The 23,523-nt window shown below is 52.1% G+C and carries 16 protein-coding genes and 2 pseudogenes; 13 read left to right on the forward strand and 5 right to left on the reverse strand.

Annotation, left to right across the window (positions count from 1 at the left end; genetic code table 11):
- Positions 1-527 precede the first annotated feature (527 nt).
- Positions 528-1,427: a LysR substrate-binding domain-containing protein gene (locus tag LT40_RS07010; protein ID WP_043188126.1), complete on the forward strand. Its 900-nt coding sequence runs from the start codon at positions 528-530 to the stop codon at positions 1,425-1,427.
- A 527-nt stretch (positions 1,428-1,954) separates the two neighbouring features.
- On the opposite strand, the gene LT40_RS07015 is transcribed toward LT40_RS07010, so the two are convergent.
- Positions 1,955-3,283: an MFS transporter gene (locus LT40_RS07015; RefSeq protein WP_043188144.1), complete on the reverse strand. Its 1,329-nt coding sequence runs from the start codon at positions 3,281-3,283 to the stop codon at positions 1,955-1,957.
- Positions 3,284-4,014: 731 nt separating this feature from the next.
- Here LT40_RS07015 and LT40_RS07020 point away from each other — a divergent pair.
- From LT40_RS07020 to yddG, 7 genes are all read left to right on the forward strand, one after another.
- The gene (locus LT40_RS07020) at positions 4,015-5,193 is read left to right on the forward strand and encodes an aromatic ring-hydroxylating oxygenase subunit alpha (protein WP_052393507.1); all 1,179 of its coding nucleotides are present in this window, start codon (positions 4,015-4,017) and stop codon (positions 5,191-5,193) included.
- Positions 5,194-5,210: 17 nt separating this feature from the next.
- A complete protein-coding gene (locus LT40_RS07025; protein WP_043193409.1) occupies positions 5,211-6,650 on the forward strand; it encodes an aldehyde dehydrogenase family protein in 1,440 nt (479 codons plus the stop codon).
- A 6-nt stretch (positions 6,651-6,656) separates the two neighbouring features.
- Entirely contained in the window at positions 6,657-8,075 is a 1,419-nt protein-coding gene (locus LT40_RS07030; protein ID WP_043188148.1) for an FAD-dependent oxidoreductase, read from the forward strand.
- Positions 8,076-8,085: 10 nt separating this feature from the next.
- Positions 8,086-9,417 (forward strand): NAD(P)/FAD-dependent oxidoreductase, encoded by a 1,332-nt coding sequence (locus tag LT40_RS07035; RefSeq protein ID WP_043188150.1) that lies wholly within the window; start codon positions 8,086-8,088, stop codon positions 9,415-9,417.
- Entirely contained in the window at positions 9,414-9,779 is a 366-nt protein-coding gene (locus tag LT40_RS07040; RefSeq protein ID WP_043188153.1) for an ethanolamine utilization protein EutQ, read from the forward strand. The genes LT40_RS07035 and LT40_RS07040 overlap by 4 nt, the downstream gene beginning before the upstream one ends.
- A gap of 136 nt (positions 9,780-9,915) precedes the next feature.
- Complete coding sequence (gene hglS / locus LT40_RS07045; protein ID WP_043188165.1) at positions 9,916-11,310, forward strand: 2-oxoadipate dioxygenase/decarboxylase HglS; 1,395 nt, start codon at positions 9,916-9,918, stop codon at positions 11,308-11,310.
- Positions 11,311-11,493: 183 nt separating this feature from the next.
- Positions 11,494-12,393, forward strand: a complete 900-nt coding sequence (yddG, locus tag LT40_RS07050) for an aromatic amino acid DMT transporter YddG (RefSeq protein WP_043193412.1) — start codon at positions 11,494-11,496, stop codon at positions 12,391-12,393.
- A gap of 132 nt (positions 12,394-12,525) precedes the next feature.
- Here yddG and LT40_RS07055 read toward each other — a convergent pair.
- The 3 genes and pseudogenes from LT40_RS07055 to LT40_RS07060 all read right to left on the reverse strand — a co-directional run.
- Positions 12,526-12,960: pseudogene (locus LT40_RS07055) on the reverse strand (LysR substrate-binding domain-containing protein); the annotation flags it as partial.
- Positions 12,961-13,069: 109 nt separating this feature from the next.
- Positions 13,070-13,450 (reverse strand): annotated as a pseudogene (locus tag LT40_RS21125) (endonuclease); the annotation flags it as partial.
- A 646-nt stretch (positions 13,451-14,096) separates the two neighbouring features.
- The gene (locus tag LT40_RS07060) at positions 14,097-15,767 is read right to left on the reverse strand and encodes a BCCT family transporter (protein ID WP_084139736.1); all 1,671 of its coding nucleotides are present in this window, start codon (positions 15,765-15,767) and stop codon (positions 14,097-14,099) included.
- 300 nt (positions 15,768-16,067) lie between these two features.
- Between LT40_RS07060 and LT40_RS07065 the strand changes: the two genes are divergently transcribed.
- From LT40_RS07065 to LT40_RS07085, 5 genes are read left to right on the forward strand one after another with little or no spacing between them, the layout of a single operon-like run.
- On the forward strand, positions 16,068-17,249 hold the full coding sequence (locus LT40_RS07065; protein WP_043188166.1) for an aromatic ring-hydroxylating oxygenase subunit alpha: 1,182 nt from the start codon (positions 16,068-16,070) through the stop codon (positions 17,247-17,249).
- A gap of 14 nt (positions 17,250-17,263) precedes the next feature.
- Positions 17,264-18,703, forward strand: coding sequence for an aldehyde dehydrogenase family protein (locus LT40_RS07070; RefSeq protein ID WP_043188169.1), 1,440 nt, complete (start codon positions 17,264-17,266; stop codon positions 18,701-18,703).
- Positions 18,703-20,121, forward strand: a complete 1,419-nt coding sequence (locus LT40_RS07075; protein WP_043193417.1) for an FAD-dependent oxidoreductase — start codon at positions 18,703-18,705, stop codon at positions 20,119-20,121. Before LT40_RS07070 ends, LT40_RS07075 begins: the two co-directional genes overlap by 1 nt.
- A 9-nt stretch (positions 20,122-20,130) precedes the next feature.
- Positions 20,131-21,459, forward strand: a complete 1,329-nt coding sequence (locus tag LT40_RS07080) for an NAD(P)/FAD-dependent oxidoreductase (protein WP_084139737.1) — start codon at positions 20,131-20,133, stop codon at positions 21,457-21,459.
- The gene (locus tag LT40_RS07085) at positions 21,456-21,830 is read left to right on the forward strand and encodes a cupin domain-containing protein (RefSeq protein ID WP_043188171.1); all 375 of its coding nucleotides are present in this window, start codon (positions 21,456-21,458) and stop codon (positions 21,828-21,830) included. The genes LT40_RS07080 and LT40_RS07085 overlap by 4 nt, the downstream gene beginning before the upstream one ends.
- A gap of 393 nt (positions 21,831-22,223) precedes the next feature.
- On the opposite strand, the gene LT40_RS07090 is transcribed toward LT40_RS07085, so the two are convergent.
- The gene (locus LT40_RS07090) at positions 22,224-23,477 is read right to left on the reverse strand and encodes an AAA family ATPase (protein WP_043188174.1); all 1,254 of its coding nucleotides are present in this window, start codon (positions 23,475-23,477) and stop codon (positions 22,224-22,226) included.
- Positions 23,478-23,523 lie beyond the last annotated feature (46 nt).

The raw sequence follows: 23,523 nt of genomic DNA on the forward strand, positions 1-23,523 counted from the left end.
CCAGCAATAGTTACTTAAGCGATGAGAAATTTTGAAGAGTTGCTCGAGAAAGTGATCAAGGCCTGCTAGCCAACCTTTATCCGCAGTTGATGTAGTGCCGCTGTGCTGATCTCGATTTAACGCCATAGCCGTCGCACGTAGTGAGTTATAAATCATTAAGTACTTGTCATAATTACTGCTAAATTGTAATTTCATAGTTTTCGGTAACTTGTTGATGCTCATTGCGTGTGAGCTTGTATGTCTGCGGGAGAGGAAAACGTTCTGTTGCTCCCTCATCTACGCCATAATCAACCGTCGTCTTTTGATCTTGTTCGCTCTAGGAGCGTAATCCATGAGGCCCAATCGGCATCTGTGGAGAGTTTTTCTGGTGGCCTGTGAGTTTGATTGTCTTATGTTGAGCATCATTTGGGGCGAATAAATATGGTAAAAACGAAGATTTACATGGCTGGAAATTTTAAAGTTCTGGAGTGAGGCCAAGCGATAGGGTACAATGGGCGATCAAAATAATAAACCTCCAAGAGGTTAAAATGAGAAGCTTTCCGTTACCTCCGCTGAATAGCCTTATCGCGTTCGAGTCTGCTGCGCGCAATCTTAGCTTTACCCAGGCGTCAATTGAGTTGAATGTTACTCAGGGGGCTGTGAGCAAACAGATTAAGTTGCTGGAAGAGTATCTTGGCAAAAAGCTCTTGCATAGAAGTACAAAAAAAATGGAACTGACACTAGCTGGTTTGGAGTACTACGACACAGTCAGGAAGTCACTTTTCATTTTGGCGGAAGGCACAGATAAAATTCGTGGGGTGCATGGTAGCCAAGAGCTTACGGTCGCAGCCACCACGGCCATGACATCCCTATGGCTCATGCCGAAAGTCTCAACGTTTCAGGCCTTAAATGAAGACATCGAACTCAGGATCGTTGCCTCGGACAATTTAAGTGAAACGGCCCAATACGATATTGTTTTGAATTATCTGCGTTTCCCACCGCGTGGGTGCAGGGCCACAGCATTGTTTGATGAGGAGATTTTTCCTGTCTGCAGTCCTGAATATCTACGCAAAAATCCTAATCTTACTACCCCTGAAAGCTTATCTGACTGCACCTGGCTTTATCTTGAAGATATGCAGAAGGATTGGCTCGGTTGGCTGGAGTGGTTTGATGGGTTGGGAATACCTGCCCCAGTGCCGAAGCGTAAACTAAAAATCAACAGCTACTCCATGCTACTGCAATCCTGCTTGGACGGGCAGGGTGTTGCACTAGGATGGTCATATCTTGTCGATGATTATCTGCGAAGTGGAATGCTGATAAAACCAATGGAACCCATGCTGAAAACTGGTTCAAAATTCTGGCTCATCGAGTCCGATAGCTATACCCGCAACCAGAAAGGGGTTGATAACTTTCGCAATTGGTTGATCGACAAAATTCCGCATATATAAATCCTAAAAGCGCCGTTTAGGCGCCTCTTTATTAGCTTAATAAATAATTGGCGGCGTAGACTCTATGACGAGCATGATACATCCATGCTTCGAGTACAGCTGGTGCTCCGAGTCTTTTTTGTAGATTACACAATCACCCTTCTCATAAATAGTTCCAGTGGAATCCTCGACTTCCCCTTGCGAAATCATTATCAGCTCTACGTCAGTGTGGCGATGTAAAACTGATTGACAGTTAGTGTCCATTTTCATCCAGTAACTACACCAGGAATTGTTACTTTCTAGCATGAAGTAAGTGATGCCAGGTAGTAACTTACCATTTATGACTAATTCAGCCCATAGGACTTCATCTAGCTTGAATCTGTCTGAGCTCGCAGTTGGTATCATGAGGTTGACTCGCTCTTCTAGTTGGCCGGAGAATATGCCCAAATCCAGATTATTGATGATTCCCCCCTGGTGGTGGAAAGCATGTGTAGCCAGTTTTTCGTTCTGAGGGCGGTGAGTTACGTACCACCGCCCTAACGAGCAGATTAATCCAGCGCGCCAGCTTGCTGCAGGCTCAGAGACCGCGTTTCTGGCGCCATAATCCAGCTGGCGACCAAGCCTACTAAGGTTATGGCAGCTGCTGCGTACATAGTATTCGCGATACCGTAATCAGCAAGCGCCACTGGCACAGCATACGTACCTGCTGCTGCACCGATGCGTGATATGGATGTCCCCAGGCCCATAGCTTGAGCCCTGATTTCGGTCGGGAACAGTTCATTGGGATAAACCATCGTGAGAACTTGGGCGCCGCCAATAAACACGGCATAAGCGCCGAACAGGGCCAGAATCACCGTCGGTGAACCTTCGTGAAAAATCCCTAGTCCAAACAACGCAAGTCCTGATAACAGAAAACTGCCGATTAGTAGATTACGGCGACCAAGGCTATTGATTACGCGCGTAGCGACCATGCAACCGACGACAAAGAGTGCCGTGATTGTCACAGAGCCTATCGATGCCCAATCGTCTTTGATGTTGAGTGCTTGGAGCACCTTCGGAGCGAATGCATAGACTGCGAAGATGGGAACAATTGAACACGTCCAGAACACTGACACAAATAGCATGCGACGACCGTAGCCAGCACGAACCAAGCTCCAAAAGGAAACTTTGACCGACTGAGGTTCTTCAGGCAGGTTTTTCAATGAAAACTCATGGCCGTACACCTTTTTGATCACCTGCTCTGCTTCGGAATGTCGGCCTTTGCTTAAGAGCCACCGTGCGGACTCAGGGGTACCAATGCGTAGCAAAAGAAGCGCTATGCTGAAGACGGTAGTGCTGGCAAGCACCAAACGCCATGCATCCTGGCCCCCTATTCGCAGGATCAGCTCACCAACAACATACGCCACTGCCGCGCCGATAAACCAGACGATAACGAACCATCCCAACTTTGGGCCTCGCTCTTTTTTGGGTAGGAACTCGACGAGCATCGAGGTTGAGACAGGGTATTCGATACCCACTGCTATCCCGATGAGGAGTCTCAATAGGAAAAGTGTTTGTGCGTCTTGTACCCAGTACTGGGCCACTGAACCTACCGTGAACAAAATAGGCCCGACGTAGTAGATCGCACGTCGGCCATACCGATTGGTAAGCCAGCCGCCGAACAGGCCACCTATGAAAATTCCAACTAGCGCTGAGGCTGCGATCATTCCTTCCCAGAAGCTATCAAAACCCAGCGCTGCTGATGCGGGCATCAGGGCAATACCGATGAGGCTGAGAACGTATCCATCCACGAAGGAGCCACCAGCAGATCGCCAGGTAAGCAGCCGGTGAAATCGGCTCCATGGTAAGTCTTCGATATTGCGTACTTGATTCGTCATGTTATCTCCCGGTACGGCTGAATTTTTATTGTTGGTCGCTAAAGATTAAAGTCTCGAAACGCGACTATAATCAGTCCAAGGATTAGTGTTGTAAGCAGCTATCGGAATGCCTTCGTGTATTCCTTATAATTCATGCATGCACGTGCGAACTCGATTCCACGGAATTTAGACTCTTACGAAATCTTTAGAAACTTACGAAAGAATGAAGCTAGAAAGTTTATGGGTGGGTCTCCCTGCTAAAGATCGCCATCAGGTTCGTAAAGCGCGTGATTAGTGCTGTAAGAAAGTGCAAGGCGGGTTCGTATTGGCTGCGCCATAAGTAAGTCGATTGCGGTTGTACCTGATGCCGGGGCTGCTTCGAATCCTGAAACGGCTTTGCCGACAAAGCTAGGCACCACGAGTGAGGTGGCGATGTTTGTCGGAGCCGCGAGTATCGCGACAGCAGAGCAGCTACAGGATTTCAAAGCCATCCGTGATTCTCCTGTTGTTTTTAAATGTTGTTGGAGAGATAGAGCGAGTCGAGCATGCTGGTTGTGAGGCGTGGACGCAACGTAGTAATACTCATGCATTTATGATCTAAAGGAATAAATGAAAATCGTGCCCCTTGGCTTTTCGTCGGGCGTGCATTTATTCCAAAAGGTAATGAGTGGCTGAGAATAATTCGTTTGTCTGAAATGAGGAGTGAATTTTAAATGTCGCCATCGACCACCAAGGCGTTGGAGAAAATAACAATGACATCCAAAAACCTGATTCCTGTTCAGAGTCTTACAAACGTCCTGAATCCGATTGAGCACGCTCATGGCTTGACAAATGAATTCTATACCGAGCAGAAATTCTTTCAGCTGGATCGCGATGAGTTGATGGGCAAAGGTTGGACTTGCATCGGTTTCGCGACTGACCTGCCACAAAAATCCTATGTGAAGCCTGTTGATTTCATGGGGCTTCCGTTGCTGATGATGCGCAACAGAGAGGGAGAACTCAGAGTATTCCACAACGTCTGCAGTCATCGTGGAGTGAAGCTAATACAGGAAGCCGGCCCTATTCAGGGTGTTATTCGCTGCCCTTACCACTCCTGGACTTATGACCTCAATGGTGCTCTTAGGGGCACACCGCACGTTGGAGGTATCGACGTTCACAAAGATGACCGATTTAATTGCGAGAAGCATGGTCTGAAGCCTTTGCGTAGCGCTATTTTCATGGATATGGTTCTGGTGAATCTGTCTGGAGACGCAACCCCTCTCGAAGAAGTATTGGTTCCGCTGAAAGAGCGCTGGACTCAGTTTCTCGGGACTGATGGCCTTTCCCTAATCAGGAAGGAGGCCGATGGGGGGTCGATGGCGCTAGAGGTCGAGTGCAATTGGAAACTGGCGGTTGAGAACTTCTGCGAGGCATATCACCTGCCGTGGGTTCACCCAAGCCTGAACACCTATTCTCGGCTGGAAGACCATTACAACATCCTTTTCGACCAGTTCGCAGGCCAGGGAAGCTATGCCTATAACCTGTCCACTGTGGCGGGTACAACCCTGCCAATCTTCCCGAGTTGGCCAACTGACCGGACGAAAAACGCTGAGTACGTTGCGTTTTTCCCTAATACGCTGATCGGCATCCAAGCTGACCACGTTTTCGCAATGATGCTTCAACCCATTTCCCCAAGTCGCACCATCGAACACCTGCGCGTGTACTACATCGGCGACGAGGCATTAGGTGAAAAGTATGACGCATCGCGCAACGCAATTATGGAGTCCTGGAAGGTCGTGTTTGCTGAGGACATCGCCTCAGTAGAGGGCATGCAGAAAGGCCGTAGTTCACCAGGCTACAGCGGTGGTGTGTTCTCACCTGAAATGGATTTGCCAACACACTATTTCCACCGCTGGGCTGCTGAAAAGCTCCTCCAGACAGAGCAGGCTTGAGGCGGGAGTTTGAGAGCATGAAGCAAAGACATTGGCTAAATTTTATAGATGGCAAGTGGTGCGACAGCGATGCCAGATTCGAGCTGTTGAATCCTGCTACGAATCAAAGCATCGGAACAATCGCAAAAGCTTCGGTTAGCGATGCAGCAGCAGCTCTGGCGGCAGCGCGTCGCTGCGCCGACTCCAGACTCCTGTCTTCGGTACGACCCGCCGAACGAGTTAAGTGGATGACCCGAATTGCCCAGGAGATTCGCGTTCTTGCCGACGAAGGCGCGCATGTCCTGTGCGCTGAGAACGGCAAAACCGTTCCCGAAGCCCTAGACGAATTCCTTGAGGCCGCCAGATATTTTGAGTATTACGGTGGTATGGCAGACAAGATCGAAGGTGTATCCATTCCACTGGGTAATGGATACATAGACTTCACTGTGTACGATCCAATGGGCGTGTCACTGCAAATTGTCCCATGGAACTTCCCGGTCTCTATCTGTGCCAGAGCTCTCGCGCCGGCACTGGCTGCGGGTAATGCAGTCGTAGTGAAGTCACCAGAGCTCTCGCCGCTCGGAATCTGCGTCCTCTTCGAGGCCATTGAGCGTGCAGGTCTTCCTGACGGCGCGGTGAACCTGCTTTGTGGCAGTGGTCGCGAAATCGGATCTTACCTTGCTGCTCGGCGAGAAGTGGATCAGATTGTTTTCACCGGCTCTGTTCCTACCGGACAGACCATCTTGAAACTTGCTGCAGAGAATGCAACTCCCTGCGTGATGGAGCTCGGCGGGAAGTCGGCAGCCCTCGTTTTCCCGGACGCCGATCTTGACCAACTTATAGCCAGTGTACGCATGGGGATCTTCTTCAACGCGGGCCAAGTGTGCTCGGCCATGTCACGATTGGTTGTTCATCGCTCGATCTACGACACTGTCGTCTCTCGCGTTGAAGATCTTGCTACGGGACTTTCTGTTGGGAACGGCGCTGACGGTAACGATCTCACTCCGGTGATCACCGCGAGACAGTTGAATCATATTCAGCAAATGTGCCAGCGTGCTCAGCAAGAAGGGGCAGTACTGGTGACGGGTGGCGAAGCTTTAAGCGACAGCCAGGGCAATTTTCTGCGGCCTACTATTTTCAAAGATGTTTCCCCAGAGATGAATATCGCGCAGGAAGAAGTATTTGGGCCTGTTTTGGTCATCATGCCCTTCGACGACGAGCCTGAAGCCATCACCATCGCGAACAGCACTGCCTTCGGTTTGGTGGCGGGAGTCTTCACTCAGGATCTGAACAAGGCGATGCGGTGTGCGCGTCTTCTGCGTTCAGGCCAAGTGTTTGTCAACGAGTGGTATGCCGGCGGTATCGAGGTGCCTTTCGGTGGCGTGGGACTGTCCGGGTATGGGCGTGAACGTGGCCAGGAAGCGCTATATAGCTATGTTCGAACCAAGAACGTGGCTATCAAGGTCGCAGGTGAGTAATAAGCTATGAAAAAGTGGCTCTGTATTATCTGCGGCTGGATCTATGATGAGGCGGTAGGCTGGCCTGATGACGGGATCACTCCGGGCACACGTTGGGAAGACATTCCAGATGATTGGGTATGTCCAGAGTGCAAAGTTGGTAAGGCAGATTTTGAGATGCTTGAAATCTCTGACTCGGAAACGGCTGCAATTGTGCCCATTATTGCGCCTATCGCTCATGCACCAATTCAAGCAGTCGTTGTTCAAACTCCTATGCCTATCGGTTCGACTTCGGTTGCAGAACCTATCGTGATTATTGGTAGTGGTCACGCCGGCTATGGACTTGCTCAAGCTATCCGGAAAGCTGATCCGAATGTTGAAATCTGTGTCTTGACCAGTGAGTCCGGCCATAGGTATTACAAACCGGCCTTATCCATCGCTTTGGCACAGGATAAAGGCGCAGCACGGTTGATAGACGAGGCGCCTTTCCAAATTGAGTCGCGACTCTCGATCAGGGTCTACCCACATTGTCTTGTTGAGCGAATCGATTCGAAACAAAAGCGTATCCACACCAACTTCGGTGAGATTGGCTTTGGCAAACTTGTGATTGCGAGTGGTGCCAGCCCCATTCGCATTCCGCTGGACGGTAGCCATGATGCGATGCTCAGCGTGAACACTCTTACTGATTATGAGTTGTTCAGGAAAAAGCTTCCAAGCGCAAAGAGCATTGCCATTCTTGGAGAAGGCTTGATTGGTTGCGAGTTCGCAAACGACCTAGCATCTGCTGGATATCAGGTACATATCATTGGATTAGGTGCGTGGCCTATGGGTCGGCTTCTACCAGAACCAGCCGGAGTTCATCTGCAGGAAAAGCTTTCGGAGCTGGGAGTGAAGTGGAGCCTAAAGACAACCATCTCTAGCATCCAGAAGCGAGAGAACGATTTCAACATCGAGCTAGCGAATGGCGAATCTTTGATCGCCGACTTCGTACTGTCCGCTGTCGGTTTACTTCCGAATGTCGAATTCGTACGTGAAAGCGGCATTGAGTGTGGTCGTGGCGTCAAGGTAGATGCTCGGCTCCAGACGTCGGAAAAAGACATCTATGCCATTGGTGATTGCATTGAAATCAATGGGCAACTGCTTCCATACCTTGCGCCAATTAACGAGGGTATAAAAGCTCTTGCACGCACACTCTTGGGTGAGCCAACAGCCGTCCACTACCCACTGATGCCTATTACCGTGAAGACGGCGTCTGCTCCATTGTCTCTTCTTCCGCCACCTGCCGGCAGCACGGGTGACTGGTATATCGACTCCCTTCAGGATGGTCTAGTGGCCAGCCATAAGGATCAGACGGGCCGAGTTACCGGGTTTGTGTTGCTTGGACGTCAAGCCCAGAAGAGCAGGACAGATTTGCTCGCAAAATGTCAATCATTGCCTATCGGGTGAGTATAATAAAATGAATAATCAAGCCATTAATTTACCCAACGATGACAGCGACTGTGGTTGGTATGACATTCTTCCTAAGCCCACCCCTTCAAAAGTCTTGAAAGGTGAGCAGCGCGCGGACTATGTCGTGGTCGGCGCCGGTTTTGCCGGTCTTGCTGCTGCGCGACGTCTGGCAGAGTTGAAGCCAGAGGCAACGATTTTCCTAGTGGACGCTCAGCGAGTCGGATATGGGGCATCAGGCCGTAACTCTGGCTTCGTAATAGACCTTCCGCACAAGATGGCGCTGGAACATCCGGATCCGAATTTCAAACAGGCTCTGTTGCGGCTTAATCGTTCCGCGATTTCCAAGCTGGAAGGCCTGATCAAAACTCACGACATCGACTGCCAATGGTCTCACGCCGGTAAATACCAGGGCGCTGTTGGAGAGCGTGGCGTAGCTTATCTCGAGAATTTTGTCTCGCTCATGCGAAATCTGGGGGAGCCTTTTGAGATGGTCGAGCGGGATCGTCTGCAAAAAGTACTAGGCACCTCGCACTACACCCAGGCTGTCTTCACTCCCGGCTGCTACCTCATGCAGCCAGCTGCACTTGTGCGTGGATTAGGCGACTCACTGCCGAGTAACGTTCAGCTGTTCGAAAATTCCCCTGTTACCGGTCTGCGTAAAGGCAGCAGCGGAAACTGGGTTATCGAGCTGGCGGGCGCATCAGTACAGACGAAAAATCTACTCCTGACGACGAGCATCTTCACTCAAGAGTTTGGTTACCTCAAAAACCGCCTTCTGCCTGTGATGACGTTTGCGAGCTGGACTCGCCCTCTCACACAAGCGGAAATGGACGCCACAGGCATTACTGAAGATTGGGGGCTTACTCCGGCAGATCACGCCGGTACCACGGTTCGCATGACCAAGGATCGTCGCCTGATCATTCGAAACTCGTATCAGCACGTTCCAAAGTACGGTCAGAGTGTGAACGATGATCTGAGAGACAAGGTGCGCGCCAAACACCGAGTTTCCATGCTGCTTCGCTACCCACATCTAGCGAATGTTCCATTCACTCACACTTGGGGTGGGTCGTATGCTATCTCCCGGAACTTCACCAATTTTTTCGGGAAGTTAGATGAAGGCGTGTATGCGTCCGCATGTGACAACGGCGTTGGTGCTGCCTGGGGCACCATCGGCGGCACGTTACTGGCTGATAGCGTGGTCGGATCGGACTCATCGCTCTTGAACGATATTCGACATGTGAGCGGCATGCCTTCTCTGAACCCTCCCGAGCCGTTTCTGGGTATGGGTGTCCGCACGCGAATCCGTTGGGCAGCATGGAACAGCCGGAGCGAGCTATGAAGTCCACCACAGGCAGAACTCCGGTATATGTGGTTAATCACAAGGATCTTGAGTTCATCCATCGTGGTGGCCCACCCGGCAGTGCAAGTGTCGTCCGAGCGCTCTCTGACGATATCTCTCCGAACCTGGGTGTGGGATTTGGTAAGTGGGAAGGTGCCGAGGTTTCCTGGACTGTTCTTTATGACGAGGTGATCTTTGTCTTCGAAGGGTGTTTCACATTGAGGGCAAACGGTCAGACCTATGAAGTGCATCCTGGCCAGCTTCTCTGGATCCCCGAACATACCGTTCTTGAATACTCTGGCTATGCGACCTTCGGTTACGTTGTTTATCCGGGCGATTGGAAACGAAAAAATTCGCTTTAACTAACCGCATACCAACGTTGGCGTCCGATTCATAACGTGGAAATTTACTCCGAGCTAATGCGGGTATGGATCGCGATGATTTTTCCGAATAGATGTGCCTCGACTATAAACTTCAGTCGCTTGCCCAGGAGTGCTTATGTCCACTAGCGCATTCAAAAACAAAGATGAAATCCGAACACTTTTTTCTGCTGCAATGTCTGAGATGTATAAGAGTGAAGTCCCTCAATATGGAACGCTTTTGGATTTGGTGGCGTGCATTAACAAGGGCACCATGGAACGGGATCCACGGCTTGAGCAGAACCTGAGTCTGGGCGGGGAGTTGGATCGCCTGTCCATGGAACGTCATGGTGCCATTCGTGTAGGCACACCGGGTGAGCTGTCTACATTGCGCCGTTTGTTCGCAATCATGGGAATGGAGCCTGTCGGCTACTACGATCTCGCTCCCGCCGGCGTTCCAGTCCATGCCACCGCGTTTAGGGCTGTTGAAGAAAAGTCGCTCAACAAAAGCCCGTTCCGGGTTTTCACATCGCTCCTACGGCTAGAACTCATCGATGATGCAGAACTCAGAGAAGTTGCCCAAGCCGCCCTTCAAGCCAGGAATATTTTCACCCCCAAAGTAATCGAGCTGATCCAACTCCATGAGTCCAATGGTGGGCTCACGTTCGAACAAGCAGAGGTATTCGTTGCAGAGGCACTTGAGACCTTCAGATGGCATAGTTCGGCCACTGTCAGCCTAGAAACCTTTAACAAACTTCAGCAACAGCATCGCCTCATTGCCGACGTGGTCGCATTCAAGGGCCCACATATCAACCATCTGACACCTCGAACTCTCGATATCGATGCGGTTCAGGCCAGCATGCCGTCCAAGGGCATCGTCCCTAAAGCTGTGATTGAAGGGCCTCCGAAGCGCAAGGTCGATATTCTCCTTCGGCAAACCAGCTTCAAAGCTCTCAACGAGCACATCGCTTTCCCGGGTGACGGTGGAGAGGTAAATGGCAGTCACTCGGCTCGGTTTGGCGAGATTGAGCAGCGAGGAGCAGCACTTACTATTAAAGGCCGTGAACTCTATGACAGGCTCTTGCTCATTGCCAAAGCCGAATTGGGTGCGCCTCCATCCGAAGTCAACGCGCACCAATATGCTGAAATTCTCCAGCGTGTGTTTCAGGATTTTCCGGACGATATCAAATCGCTGCACGACAATGATTTGGTTTTCGTCAGGTACTATCCGGCGCTCGATAAGATACCGAATTTCCAGGATTCTGATCTGAAAGCATGGCCTCTAAAAGGCTTGATATCGGAGGGGCTGATCAAGTACAGCCCTCTTGTGTATGAGGATTTCCTTCCGGTCAGCGCTGCCGGAATTTTCCAATCCAACCTGGGTGACGAAGCTTCGGATACAGGTCTTTCTGGGTCATCCCGAAATGAGTTTGAGACTGCATTGGGCAGTGGGGTTCGTGACGAATTTTCGTTGTATCAAGATATCCAGGCTCGGTCGTTGGATTCATCCCTAAAAGCTCTCAGGATTGTGTAGCGCTTTTCTGTAAAAGTTAACTCTTTGCGCACATCTTGGTATGTGCGCTTTTTTTTGCACCGGAGCGGTGGGATGTTGCCACGTTCGAGCCCTCCTTTGAAAAGTTCGGGACTTATGCTCAAGGTGATAACTCGCGTGGACGTGAAGACCTGATGCATATTCAGCAGATCACAGAGCGCTATGATGCGAATTAAAAGTGAGCTTGCCGCCACAACGTGTGGATTAGTGGCTATTATTTTGTGGAGCACCGCCGCAGGATTGATTCGAAGTGTCAGTGAAATCTTCGGCCCATTGGGTGGTGCCGCGATGATTTACACATTGGGCGCAATCCTGCTTGTTTGCTTGCTGGGAAAACCTCGCCTTCGTTCGATATCAAAGCTTTATCTATTCTTGGGCAGTGCCCTATTTGTCGCTTATGAGGTGTGTCTTTCACTTGCTCTGGGATTTGCCAGCAACCGTACTCAGGCAATCGAGCTTGGCGTGGTGAACTACCTATGGCCATGCCTCACCGTTGTTCTAGCGATCATCATGAATGGCCAAAAGGCGCGGTGGATCATCATTCCTGGTACTGCTATCGCTCTCTTTGGCATTTTATGGGTAGTCAGTGGGGATGGTTTGTCATTGCTAGGCATCATCGCAAACGTTCAGTCAAACCCGCTTAGCTACAGCCTCGCACTAGGCTGCGGGATTACGTTCGCCTTGTATTGCAACGTTACTCGGCGGTATGCGAACGGGCAAAATCTGGTGGGGTTATTCTTCGTCTTGACCGCAATTGTGCTTTGGCTGAAATATCTGTTCAGCAGCGAGATGATTCCAGCAATCAGCTTGGGTGGCAGCCTTGAGCTTGTAGCCGCTGCTGTCGCAATGGCTGGCGGCTACGCGCTCTGGAACATCGGCATCTTACGCGGAAATATGACCTTGCTGGCCACCGCATCCTACCTCGCCCCCGTGCTGGCGTCGGCATTTGCTGCAGTATGGTTAGGAGCCGTGCTGAACATGCAGTTTTGGCAGGGGGCAGTGCTAGTTACAGCAGGATCGCTAATCTGTTGGCAAGCTACTCGACAGCGTGATGATTCAGTATGAGCGCCGGGTGTTTGGAGCTTTATATGACGGTAGCATCTGAATAATTCCAGCGTTTTGGTTATCGAGAACGGCCTCGCCACACAGTGCTCAAAGTTCCACCGAGCATTGCTGTGGTGTTTGTTCCATGTATTTTTAATCCGGGAACGGTAGGGACAGCAGCCAAGCACTGAAGGTCGCAAGCGCTGGCAAATGTTGATAGCGTGTGGCATACGCAAGGTAGTATTTGCGATCGCTTTCCATCGGGTCGAACAGTGCTATCAGCGCTCCGGATTTGAGTTCGTCCTGCACCAGAATGTCAGGAACAAGCCCGATACCAATGCCCACTGATACGGCCTGAATGAGGTGGGCAGTGAGCTCGAAACCTGGGCCGGTACGCATACTTCTATGACCAAGGTTGTAGCGGTCAAACCAATCAGACCACGCATTGGGTCGAGAGACGACATTCAACAAAACATGATCAACAACGTGCGCTGGTGACATAGCGCGAAAATCCGTTAGCGCCGCAGGGCTCGCTATAATGACCAGTTTTTCTTTGAGTAACAGATGCGAAATATAGCCTGGCCAGTCAGGCTGTCACAGTCATTGAAGAGCAAATCAAACTCCACTCGAGGGCATATAGATCTCATTACAATTGGAACTTCGCATCATGACGCATTGCCGAGCGCGACATCCGTCTGTAGAGGTTGAAAAAGTCTGCCTTCATCGCGCGGAACACCGGATCACCGTCCACGCAATTCTCGCGACCACCGTTCTGCCAAAATTGCCGTTGGTGGTGTCCAGGCTGGAACTAAGTGTTCCCACTCAGTGCGCTCTGATCGAGTTTCTTGTTTTCTCGCCTTGAGTCCACACGACTTAGCATCGATACGGCCACCTAATTTACCTACCCCACGTCCACTTGCAGCCACAGTACAACTCGCCAAAGGCACTGTTCGCTTGGTCGAAATAGATTTTTTGCTTGGCGATGACCTTGGCTTCGGAAAAAGTTGATGGCGGGCTTGAGAAGGCGGAGGTGGTGATCGAGAGGGCTAGCGCTACTACCCCAGAGCAGTTTTTTCATTCGGCAGCTTAAGCAATTTTGAGGGAGCGCATTATACGCACGACTTCATGGCACGCCTTGAGAACGAGACGGTGGGTTGCCGCGAACGAGCCGGTAGTTGGGATCAAGCGGAGCCACTCTTTGCTGGCGTCCGTGCATTGGTACTTGATCCGCGATCATGAGTTATTTTGATGGCAGTGCAGCGCGCTTCGCGGAAAATTCTCGATAGGAAATAGAGCCCCAGACATCAGTCGAGCCCCAGCCACCATTATTGCGCGCGTGTCTCGATGAGTTCACCGCATGCTTACGAGAGTGTGGCGTTATCTATCGCTTATCCATACTTAAACTGAGAATATGGGTGGGGCGATAATGCCAACTAAAGCGTCGTGCTGGATACGTTCTTGAATGATCTGAGTCTTGAGGATTTCAAACAGGAACGGCGTGTTGGGTTTATGAAGTGTCCGCTTGGAAGGCTGGGGCTGGTGCCCACTCCGATATTAGTGTGCATCATCTCTTGGCTCCATGAGGCTAGGTGGGGCTTTCCCGAACGGATGCGCCAACTAATATCTGTTGCATCCCTGCGATGCCTTAGCATTGTTCAATACAAGCGCTTGGAGCGCCACCGTAAGGATTATACGGGTGGCGCTCAATCACGATCGCTATTGTTTCAGGCGGTCTCTCGCAGCGCCGTTAGCGGACGCGCTTCATCCGGCTCTAGCTGCCGTATTGAGGCGGAATCGGCAGGTGCGCGCATGACCATCGTCTGCACTGGCCAAACCGTATCCTGTCGCAAGCTTCGTAGAAGGCTATACAAGGTAACCACGAGGAACAGCGCTATAGGGAAGCCGATCACGATGCTCGCCATCTGAACTGCGATCAGTCCTCCAGCCAATAACAACCCCGCAGCGATCGCACCTTCCAAGAAACACCAGAGCACCCTGATCCAATTAGGCGGGTTGATACTGCCTACAGAGTTCAGCATGCACAGCACCTGAGTTCCCGCGTCTGCCGCTGTAACGAAATGCACCGCCAAGAGCAGGCAGACAAAAATGCAGAGCACTCCCCCTACCACAGGCCCATCGAGACGCTCCAGCAAGGTGAACATCGCTGCAGTGGTCTCTTTCTTTGTGGCCTGCAAGAGCGGCCCTCCTTCGTATGCTGATCCCGCACTTTGTTCTGTGGTTACTTGTTGCGCGCTGAGCCGACGAGCGTCTTGTTCGTCCTTGAGTGCTGTGCCGCCGAAAACTGTCATCCATAGGATGGTGACCAATGTGGGCACCAACAATGCTCCGATGACCAGTTCACGAATCGTTCTACCGCGAGAAATACGTGCGATGAACAAACCCACGAACGGGCCCCACGTCATCCACCACGGCCAGTAGAATGCTGTCCAACTCTTTTGCCACGTAGAATTAGCTTGGGTGTCTGTCCATAAACTTAAGCCCACCAAGTGCTGGAAGTAGTCTCCGGTAGCTTCGAACAGAAACTCCAGGATATAGCGCGTGGGGCCTAATGCCATGACGATCAACATCAGGCCGAACGACATCCACATATTGAGCGTGGACAGACGTTTCATCCCTTTCGACACGCCTGCGACCAACGATATGGCTGCAATCACGCTCACCACCGCGATGATCATTAACTGCAGCGTGATACTCACAGGTACTTGGAAGACCTGGTTGAGTCCAGTGTTGATCTGCATAACTCCCAAACCGAGCGATTGGGAAACACCGAACGCCGTGATGCACACGCCGAGGATGTCAACGACATGCCCGATTGGCCCGTAGATTCGCTCCCCTATTATGGGGTAGAGGATAGAGCGTAGCGCTAAGGGCAAGCCTTTACAGTAAGCGAAATAAGCGAGACCTAGCCCGATGGTTGTGAAGATTGCCCATGGGTGCAGCCCCCAATGGAACAAGGTCAAGCGCATGGCTACTGTGGCCGACTCGTCAGTGAGCCCCTGGCTGAACGGGTTGGTTGAATAGTGCAACACAGGTTCGGCGACCGACCAGAAGATCAGGCCAATCCCCATGCCTGCGCTGAACAGCATGGAGATCCAGGCAGGAAAACTGAACTCAGGCGTATCGTGCTCTCGCCCTAATTTCAGAGTGCCATACCGGCTGATAGCTATCAGGATCAAAGCCCCGAGCAGGCCACTTACTACCGCGAGATAGAACCATTTGAAGTTATCGAGGATCGCGTCTGACGCGGTTTTGAAAGATTGTGCTGCTTGCTCTCCTTGCGTTGCGCATAGCACGACAAAGGCAAGAACTATAGTGACAGAACAGATTGTTACAACGGGATTGAGGCCCTTGAAAAGGCCGCTTTTTGCACGCATCAGGGTTCTCCCTTATTGTTTTAATGCGCTGCGGTGCAGCGCGATACGCTATGGGATAAATAGCCGTACCAAGATGAGCGAGAGCAGGAATCCCAACAAACCATTTAAACTCATCATATGATGAGATTTAGGAATGAATAGCAGGCTCAGCAGAGCATCCTGATAAAAAGCTATAAATGACAAAATCTCATCAATAAGCCCCAAAAAATCGTTTGCGTGCGAGGCTCGTTAATCTGAAGAATCTGCCGTGCAAGGGCTAGTACCACAGCCCTTATAACGTGCGATTTGGAGATAACAATAATGGGCACCGCAAACCTGATTCCTGTAGAAATCCTGGAAACCGTACTGTCCCCCATCGAGCAGGCCCATGGCCTGACTAACCCCTTCTACACCGATAATCTTTACTTCGAGATGGATCGCGACCATGTAATGGGCCGTAACTGGGCGTGCATTGGTTTCGCATCCGATTTGCCCACGAACGCATATGTTAAGCCCGTAGATTTCATGGGGCTACCGCTGCTGATGATGCGCAACCGTGAGGGCCGCGTGCAGGTTTTCCATAACGTTTGCAGCCATCGCGGGGTAAAGCTGGTACAGGAACCAGGTGAAGTACAAGGCGTCATTCGCTGCCCATACCACTCTTGGACGTACGATCTGAATGGCGCGCTGCGCGGCACGCCTCATGTCGGAGGCATCAACCAGCACAAAGACGAGCGCTTTGCCTGCGAGAAGCATGGCCTCAAACCTCTGCGTAGCGAGATCTGGATGGACATGGTTTTTGTCAACCTGTCCGGTGACGCCCCAGCTTTGCAAGACGCGTTGGCTCCGCTAACCGAACGCTGGACGCAGTTTCTGGGCACTGACGGCATGAGTCTGATGCGCCGTGAGTCAAACGGTGGCGCGATGGCTATCGAAGTGAAATGCAACTGGAAGCTTGCGGTCGAGAACTATTGTGAGGCGTATCACCTGCCTTGGGTACATCCAAGTCTGAATACCTATTCGCGCCTTGAAGACCACTACAACATCCTGTTCGACCAGTTTGCAGGGCAGGGCAGCTACGCCTACAACCTGTCGGATGTGGCGGGTACGCACCTGCCGACATTCCCTTCCTGGCCGGCGGATCGCATGCGCAACGCCGAGTACGTAGCCTTTTTCCCTAACGTCTTACTGGGTATCCAGGCGGATCACGCGTTCGCAATGATGCTTGAGCCCATCGAGCCTGGCAAAACTGTAGAGCATCTGCGCCTGTTTTATGTGGGTGACCAAGCACTGGAGCCTAAATACGAGGCTGCCCGCAAGGCGGTGATGGATTCGTGGCGTGTGGTGTTCGCAGAAGACATCGCTTCGGTCGAAGGAATGCAAAAGGGCCGCAGTTCGCCTGGCTACAACGGCGGTGCGTTTTCCCCCGAAATGGACATTCCAACGCATTACTTCCACAAATGGACGGCCCAGCAACTTCTCGATACAGCCAAGCAGGCGTGAGCCAGGAGAATCCTATGACTACCCAGCACTGGCTCAACTTTATCGACGGAGAGTGGGTCGACAGCGCAGAACGTCTGACTATTCTGGCGCCCGCCCACAATCAGCCTGTGGCGACTATTGCTCAGGCGAGCGTTGCCGACGCTGACCGGGCTCTGGAGGCCGCTCGCCGCTGCGCTGACAGTGGCGAGCTGACCCGCGCTCGCCCGGCGCAGCGCGTGACGTGGTTGCTCGAAATTGCCGCGCAAATTCGCGCCATTGCCAATGAAGGCGCACAAGTGTTGTGTGCTGAGAATGGCAAGACCCTCCGGGACGCAAAGGGGGAGTTTGATGAAGCTGCGCGTTACTTCGAGTACTACGCGGGCATGGCCGATAAGATCGAAGGCACCTCTATCCCGTTGGGTAACGGGTACATGGACTTTACCGTCTATGACCCAATGGGCGTATCGCTGCAAATCGTTCCTTGGAACTTTCCAGTGTCAATCTGTGCTCGCTCGCTGGCGCCGGCCCTGGCTGCTGGCAACGCGGTGATCATCAAATCCCCGGAGCTCTCGCCACTGGGGCTGTGTGTGCTCTTGAAAGCTTTGGAACGAGCTAGCTTGCCGCGTGGCGCTGTCAATTTGTTATGCGGTCGCGGCCGTGATGTGGGGGCACACATGGTGTCCAGCAAGCACATCGATCAGATCGTGTTTACCGGCTCCGTTCCGACCGGACAAAGTATTCTGCGGGCCGCTGCAGAAAATGCTGTGCCGAGCGTGATGGAGCTTGGCGGCAAGTCCGCCGCTGTGGTTTTCGCTGATGCCGACCGCGAGCAGGTCTTGAACAGCGTTCGCGATGGCATTTTCTTCAACGCGGGTCAGGTTTGCTCGGCTATGTCGCGCATTCTCATTCATCGCTCGATCTACGACGAGGTCGTGGATGCCATCGTCGCCATGGTTGAGACCCTTCACATTGGGCCAGGCGAGGAAAACGCAGACATTACGCCTGTGATATCTGCAGCCCAATTGAAAGGAATCGAGGCCCTCTGCCGTCAAGCCCAGGAAGAGGGAGCAGTGGTCGCCACAGGTGGAGAGGGCGTTTCTGATCGCTCGGGGCATTTTATGCGCCCAACCGTATTCCGGGACGTCACGCCCCAGATGAGCATTGCACAGGTCGAGGTGTTTGGCCCGGTGCTGGCCGCGATCGCATTCGACTCGGAGGAGGAGGCAATCGCTATTGCCAACGGCACCGATTTCGGCCTCGTTGCGGGCGTATTCACCCTGGATCTCAACCGGGCTCTGCGTTGTTCGCGCCGTCTACGAGCCGGCCAGGTGTTCGTCAATGAATGGTACGCCGGCGGTATTGAGACGCCATTTGGTGGTGTAGGCCTGTCGGGCTTCGGTCGCGAAAAGGGCCAAGAGGCGCTGTACAGCTATGTACGTACTAAGAACCTTGCCATTCGGGTCAAGGGGGAATGATGGAAATCGCATTCAAGAAGTGGCTGTGCATCATCTGCGGCTGGATATATGACGAAGCGCTCGGCTGGCCGGACGATGGAATCGCCCCAGGGACAAGATGGGAGGACATTCCTGACGATTGGCTGTGCCCAGAATGCAAGGTTGGCAAGGCCGACTTCGAGATGCTTGAGATTAGCGAGCCTGTGACGGCGGTGGCTCAAGCGCCTGCACCTGAATTGCCTGCCGCGGCGGTACTGCCTCAGCAACTGGCGGCGACTCTTGAACAGCCAATCGTCATCATCGGTAGCGGCTACGCAGGTTACGGCCTCGCCCAAGCACTGCGCAAAGCAAATCCTGACGTAGAGATCCGGGTGGTTACCCAGGAGGATGGGGACAACTACTCCAAGCCAGCCCTCTCTATTGCACTCGCGCAGGGACGTGAACCTGCCACCTTGGCCAGCGAAACGCCGCTGGCTATTGAGGAAAGGCTAGGCATCCGCGTCTACCCGCATTGCTGCGTCCACCGAATCGATACGCAGTCTCGGCGCCTTTTCACCAACTTGGGTGAAATGCGCTATGGAAATCTTATCCTCGCCAGCGGCGCATCACCGGTGCGACTGCCTATAAAAGGGGCAGCGGATGCGCTAGTGAGTGTGAACAATCTCCATGACTACCATGCGTTCCGCGACCGGCTGACTGTGGGAAGGCGCGTAGCAATCCTGGGTGACGGTTTGATCGGTTGCGAGTTTGCCAATGATCTGGCAGCGAGCGGTTACGAGGTTCAGGTCATTGGATTGGGGGCCTGGCCCATGGAGCGTCTACTACCGGAACAGGTCGGCGTGCAACTGCGCAACGCCTTGTCCGATCTGGGCGTTCGTTGGCACCTGGGTACTACGCTTCAGCGCGTTGACCGCCTTGCAGTTGGATACAGCCTGACGCTGGCTAACGAGGAGCGGGTTGAAGCGGACATTGTGTTGTCTGCGATCGGTTTGCGTCCCAATGTCGAGCTGGCACGAGCCGCTGGTATCGAGTGCGACCGAGGCATCCTGACCGATACGTTCCTTCAGACATCGCATCAGGGTGTGTACGCCTTGGGCGATTGTATCGAGATCGAAGGGCAGCTTTTGCCATATTTGGCGCCAATCAACCAGGGCATCCAGGCACTGACGAAGACACTGCTGGGGCAACCAACACCTGTGAGCTATCCGCTCATGCCCGTAATGGTAAAGACGCCGGCCGCACCACTGAGTCTGCTACTGCCGTCTCATGGCACGGAAGGTTCCTGGCGGTGCGACGTCACAGAGGATGGCCTATGCGCTGCTTTCCACGACCTACAAGGCGGTCTACGTGGCTTTGTTCTTCTCGGGAAGCAAGCGCAGACGCAACGATCTACTTGGCTGCAACGCTGCCAAGCCACACAACAACAAAACGTGGCGTGAGGCCTGGTCATGAACAGTATTGTTAAACTGCCTTTTGATGATACGGACTGCGGTTGGTACGCCGCATTGCCCCCTCCCATGTCCGCCAAACGGCTGGAAGGGCACCACACCGCCGACCATGTGGTGATCGGCGCCGGCTTTGCGGGGCTTGCCGCAGCCCGCCGTTTGGCTGAGCATTGCCCCCACGCGCGTATCGTGTTGGTCGACGCCCAGCGCGTGGGATATGGCGCTTCTGGTCGAAACTCCGGTTTCGTAATCGATCTGCCCCATAAGTTCGCTTTGGAGCATCCTGATCCGCAACACAAGCAGCGTTTGCTAGGGCTGAACCGCTCGGCTATCGCCCAACTGGGATCTTTGATTAAACAATATGGGATCGAGTGCCAATGGTCGCATGCCGGCAAATACCAAGGGGCGGTGGGCCCCCGTGGCTTGGCATATCTAGACCATTTCCGGTCGTTGCTGGATAACCTGGGCGAAGATTATCGGGTTGTTGAGCAGGCCGAGCTGAAAGGTGTTCTGGGAACCTCGCACTACAGCCGCGCGATTTACACCCCCGGGTGCTACCTGATGCAGCCTGCTGCACTGGTGCGAGGGTTAGGCGCATCACTGCCTGAAAACGTGGAGGTTCTGGAAGAGTCGCCTATCCGTGGTCTGGAAAGGGATTCATCAGGGGCGTGGCTTTTGACAGGCGACCACGGTTTGCTTCGTACGCCCAGCGTTCTGCTTAGCACCAGCATCTTTACTCAAGAATTCGGCTACCTGCGTAATCGCTTGTTGCCTGTGATGACTTTCGCCAGTTGGACGCGCCCGCTTACAGACGAAGAAATGGCATCAACTGGCATCCAGGCAGATTGGGGGCTGACGCCAGCTGATCATGCGGGAACAACGGTGCGTATGACTCAAGACCGCCGCTTGATCATCCGCAACACCTATAAGCACGTGCCGCGCTATGGGCACAGTGTTAACTCAGTCACTCGCGAGAGCATACGAAATGATCACCGCAAGGCGTTTCTGGCTCGCTACCCAGGATTACAGCACGTTCCCTTCACTCATACCTGGGGCGGCACCTATGCGATATCTCGCAACTTCACCAATTTCTTTGGAAAAGTAAACGAAGGGGTGTTCGCGACGGCCTGTGACAATGGGGTTGGCGCAGCTTGGGGCACGGTGTCGGGTCGTTTGCTGGCCGACAGGGTAGTCGGCGCGGATTCACAGCAGCTTCAGGACATCCAGGCTGTGACCGGAATGCCGTCTTTGAATCCTCCTGAGCCCTTTCTAGGCCTAGGCGTGCGCACGCGGATTCGTTGGGCAGCCTGGAACAGCAGGAGTGAGCTGTGAGTACACCACAATGTGCGGTAAAAAAAACGGTTCTGTTAGTTGACCATCGTGACCTGTTATTTAACCATCGGGGAGGCCCCCCCGGAGGGGCCAGCGTCGCCAGAGCTTTGAGCAACGAGGTCTCTCCCAATATGGGCGTGGGCTTTGCCCGCTGGGAAGGGGCAGAAGTAGCTTGGACAGTGCTGTATGACGAGGTTATCTTCGTCATTGAAGGCTGCTTCAATCTGTGCGCGAATGGCAAGCGGTACAAGGTCGAGCCCGGACAGATGCTGTGGATTCCCGAAGGTACCGAGCTGACGTACGGGGGCCATGCGCTGTTTGGTTACGTGGTTCATCCAGGCAATTGGAAAGAGCTTCACGGTATCGAATGATGAGTGATTTGCTTCCACTGTTGTATTCATAAGAGGAAAACAGTGCATACCTCTGGCGGTTCTACGTGGCTTGTAGTGTAAATAGTTAAGGTGGAATGATTCGCTAGCAATATATAAGCGTATCAGCAGAGTCCTGGTAGCAGTGATCGCATCGTTAGGAGCGCTCTGATCGAAGCAGGTACGCGCTACCCGGACGCTAGCGCGTACATAACAGTATGTGCTGAGCTGAAAACGGTATTGGAGAAGGAATACCCAACCACTTTTCAACGCCATGAATATTGGAGGTGCTACGATCAGGGGAGGCGGTGCCGAGCAGACCTTTTAAAGGCTGTTCTCCCGTCGGGAGCGTTAACGTTGATGCCACCACTTATCGCAGCACTTGGCCTTTAACATTTAATGGCGTGTAAAGTTTCTTTTGATGACCTTCGCTGAGCTCCTGTCTTTTTTTAGTATTATCTTGATGCACATTAGGTACTTCGGATCGCGAATCATATATGACCCTGTTCTTTCGTTGCGTGACAATAAGGGTGTCGGCTCACTAGTTAGTTCCGAAAGAATATTTCCGACCCCCATATGTTTTGCAACTTTTGTAGGGAACTCCTTCCGGATAAGCTTATCTATGTCCGACGAGTCAAACTGATGGCCAGTGAATTTTCCTATGCAGTATATAACCTGATTTCTGCGGGCGACGGTGGTCTCTCTGCTGTTTAAATGGCTTTCGACAACACCATAGCAGTGCCGGAGGCTGTTACGTAGCCAGCTATCGTCTGCCCTTTCCAGAAGAACGGAATCGTACGACCAGTCGTTGTCGCTTATCTCGAACGCAAGAGCTTCACAATACTCATGTACGCGTTGAGCAAAGCCTAGGGTTATATCCCATACATGATCAGAGATTTCAATTTGTTGCTCGGCGGATATCTCGATTCTTAACTGCATGAATCCTTTCTTTACCAGTTCCAAAACCTGTCCAGAGTCAAGCCCTTCAACCTTGCGAATTTCATATATACGATTTGCAACTGACTCTGCATTTTTTGTTTCTCGATAGTAATGGAGCACGCCATTTGGAACGCCTACTATCAAAAAGTTTATATTGCAATCAGCGTATCTTGAATCATCCAATAGGATGATTAGATCAGCAAGCTCTGTCATTAGCTGTGTGGTATTGAAAATAGACTCTAGGTTGTCAAGGACTATGATTTTCTTTGTGTTTTTACCTTCATTGCCTACTTCAGATAGTAGTTTAAATGCTTTGAGTAATGGTTCTTCTTGTGTTATGTCAAAAGTGTCTGTATGCTTCAAAACACCTTTTGCAAAATATGCATTTATTTCAGCGGCTTTCTCTGCGTTGTATTTCATTTTAATTGCAGTGCCTGGCTCGATTATGCAATTGCAAATCTCTGCGGTAAGAGATCCTGCGCGGGACGCGTTAGCACAGTTTACGGCAATGTAGGGGGTTTTGCTTTCGGTCAAAACCTTTTTGTAAAGCCAAGTCTTGCCGTTCCCGCTCTCACCGAATAAAAGCGTGTGAGTGTGGCGCGAAAATGACCGTGCCAAATCCTTCTCGTGGTATGGGCGGGGTACGTACATTCTTGGATTGACTTCGCGGCTGCGAGGAGTAAATACTTCTGTGATTTGTTTTCTGACCATCCTTGGTTATCTCATTGGGCGCTAAAAATGAATTGTAGTGCTTTAG

The organism is Pseudomonas rhizosphaerae (assembly GCF_000761155.1).
GTDB lineage: Bacteria > Pseudomonadota > Gammaproteobacteria > Pseudomonadales > Pseudomonadaceae > Aquipseudomonas > Aquipseudomonas rhizosphaerae.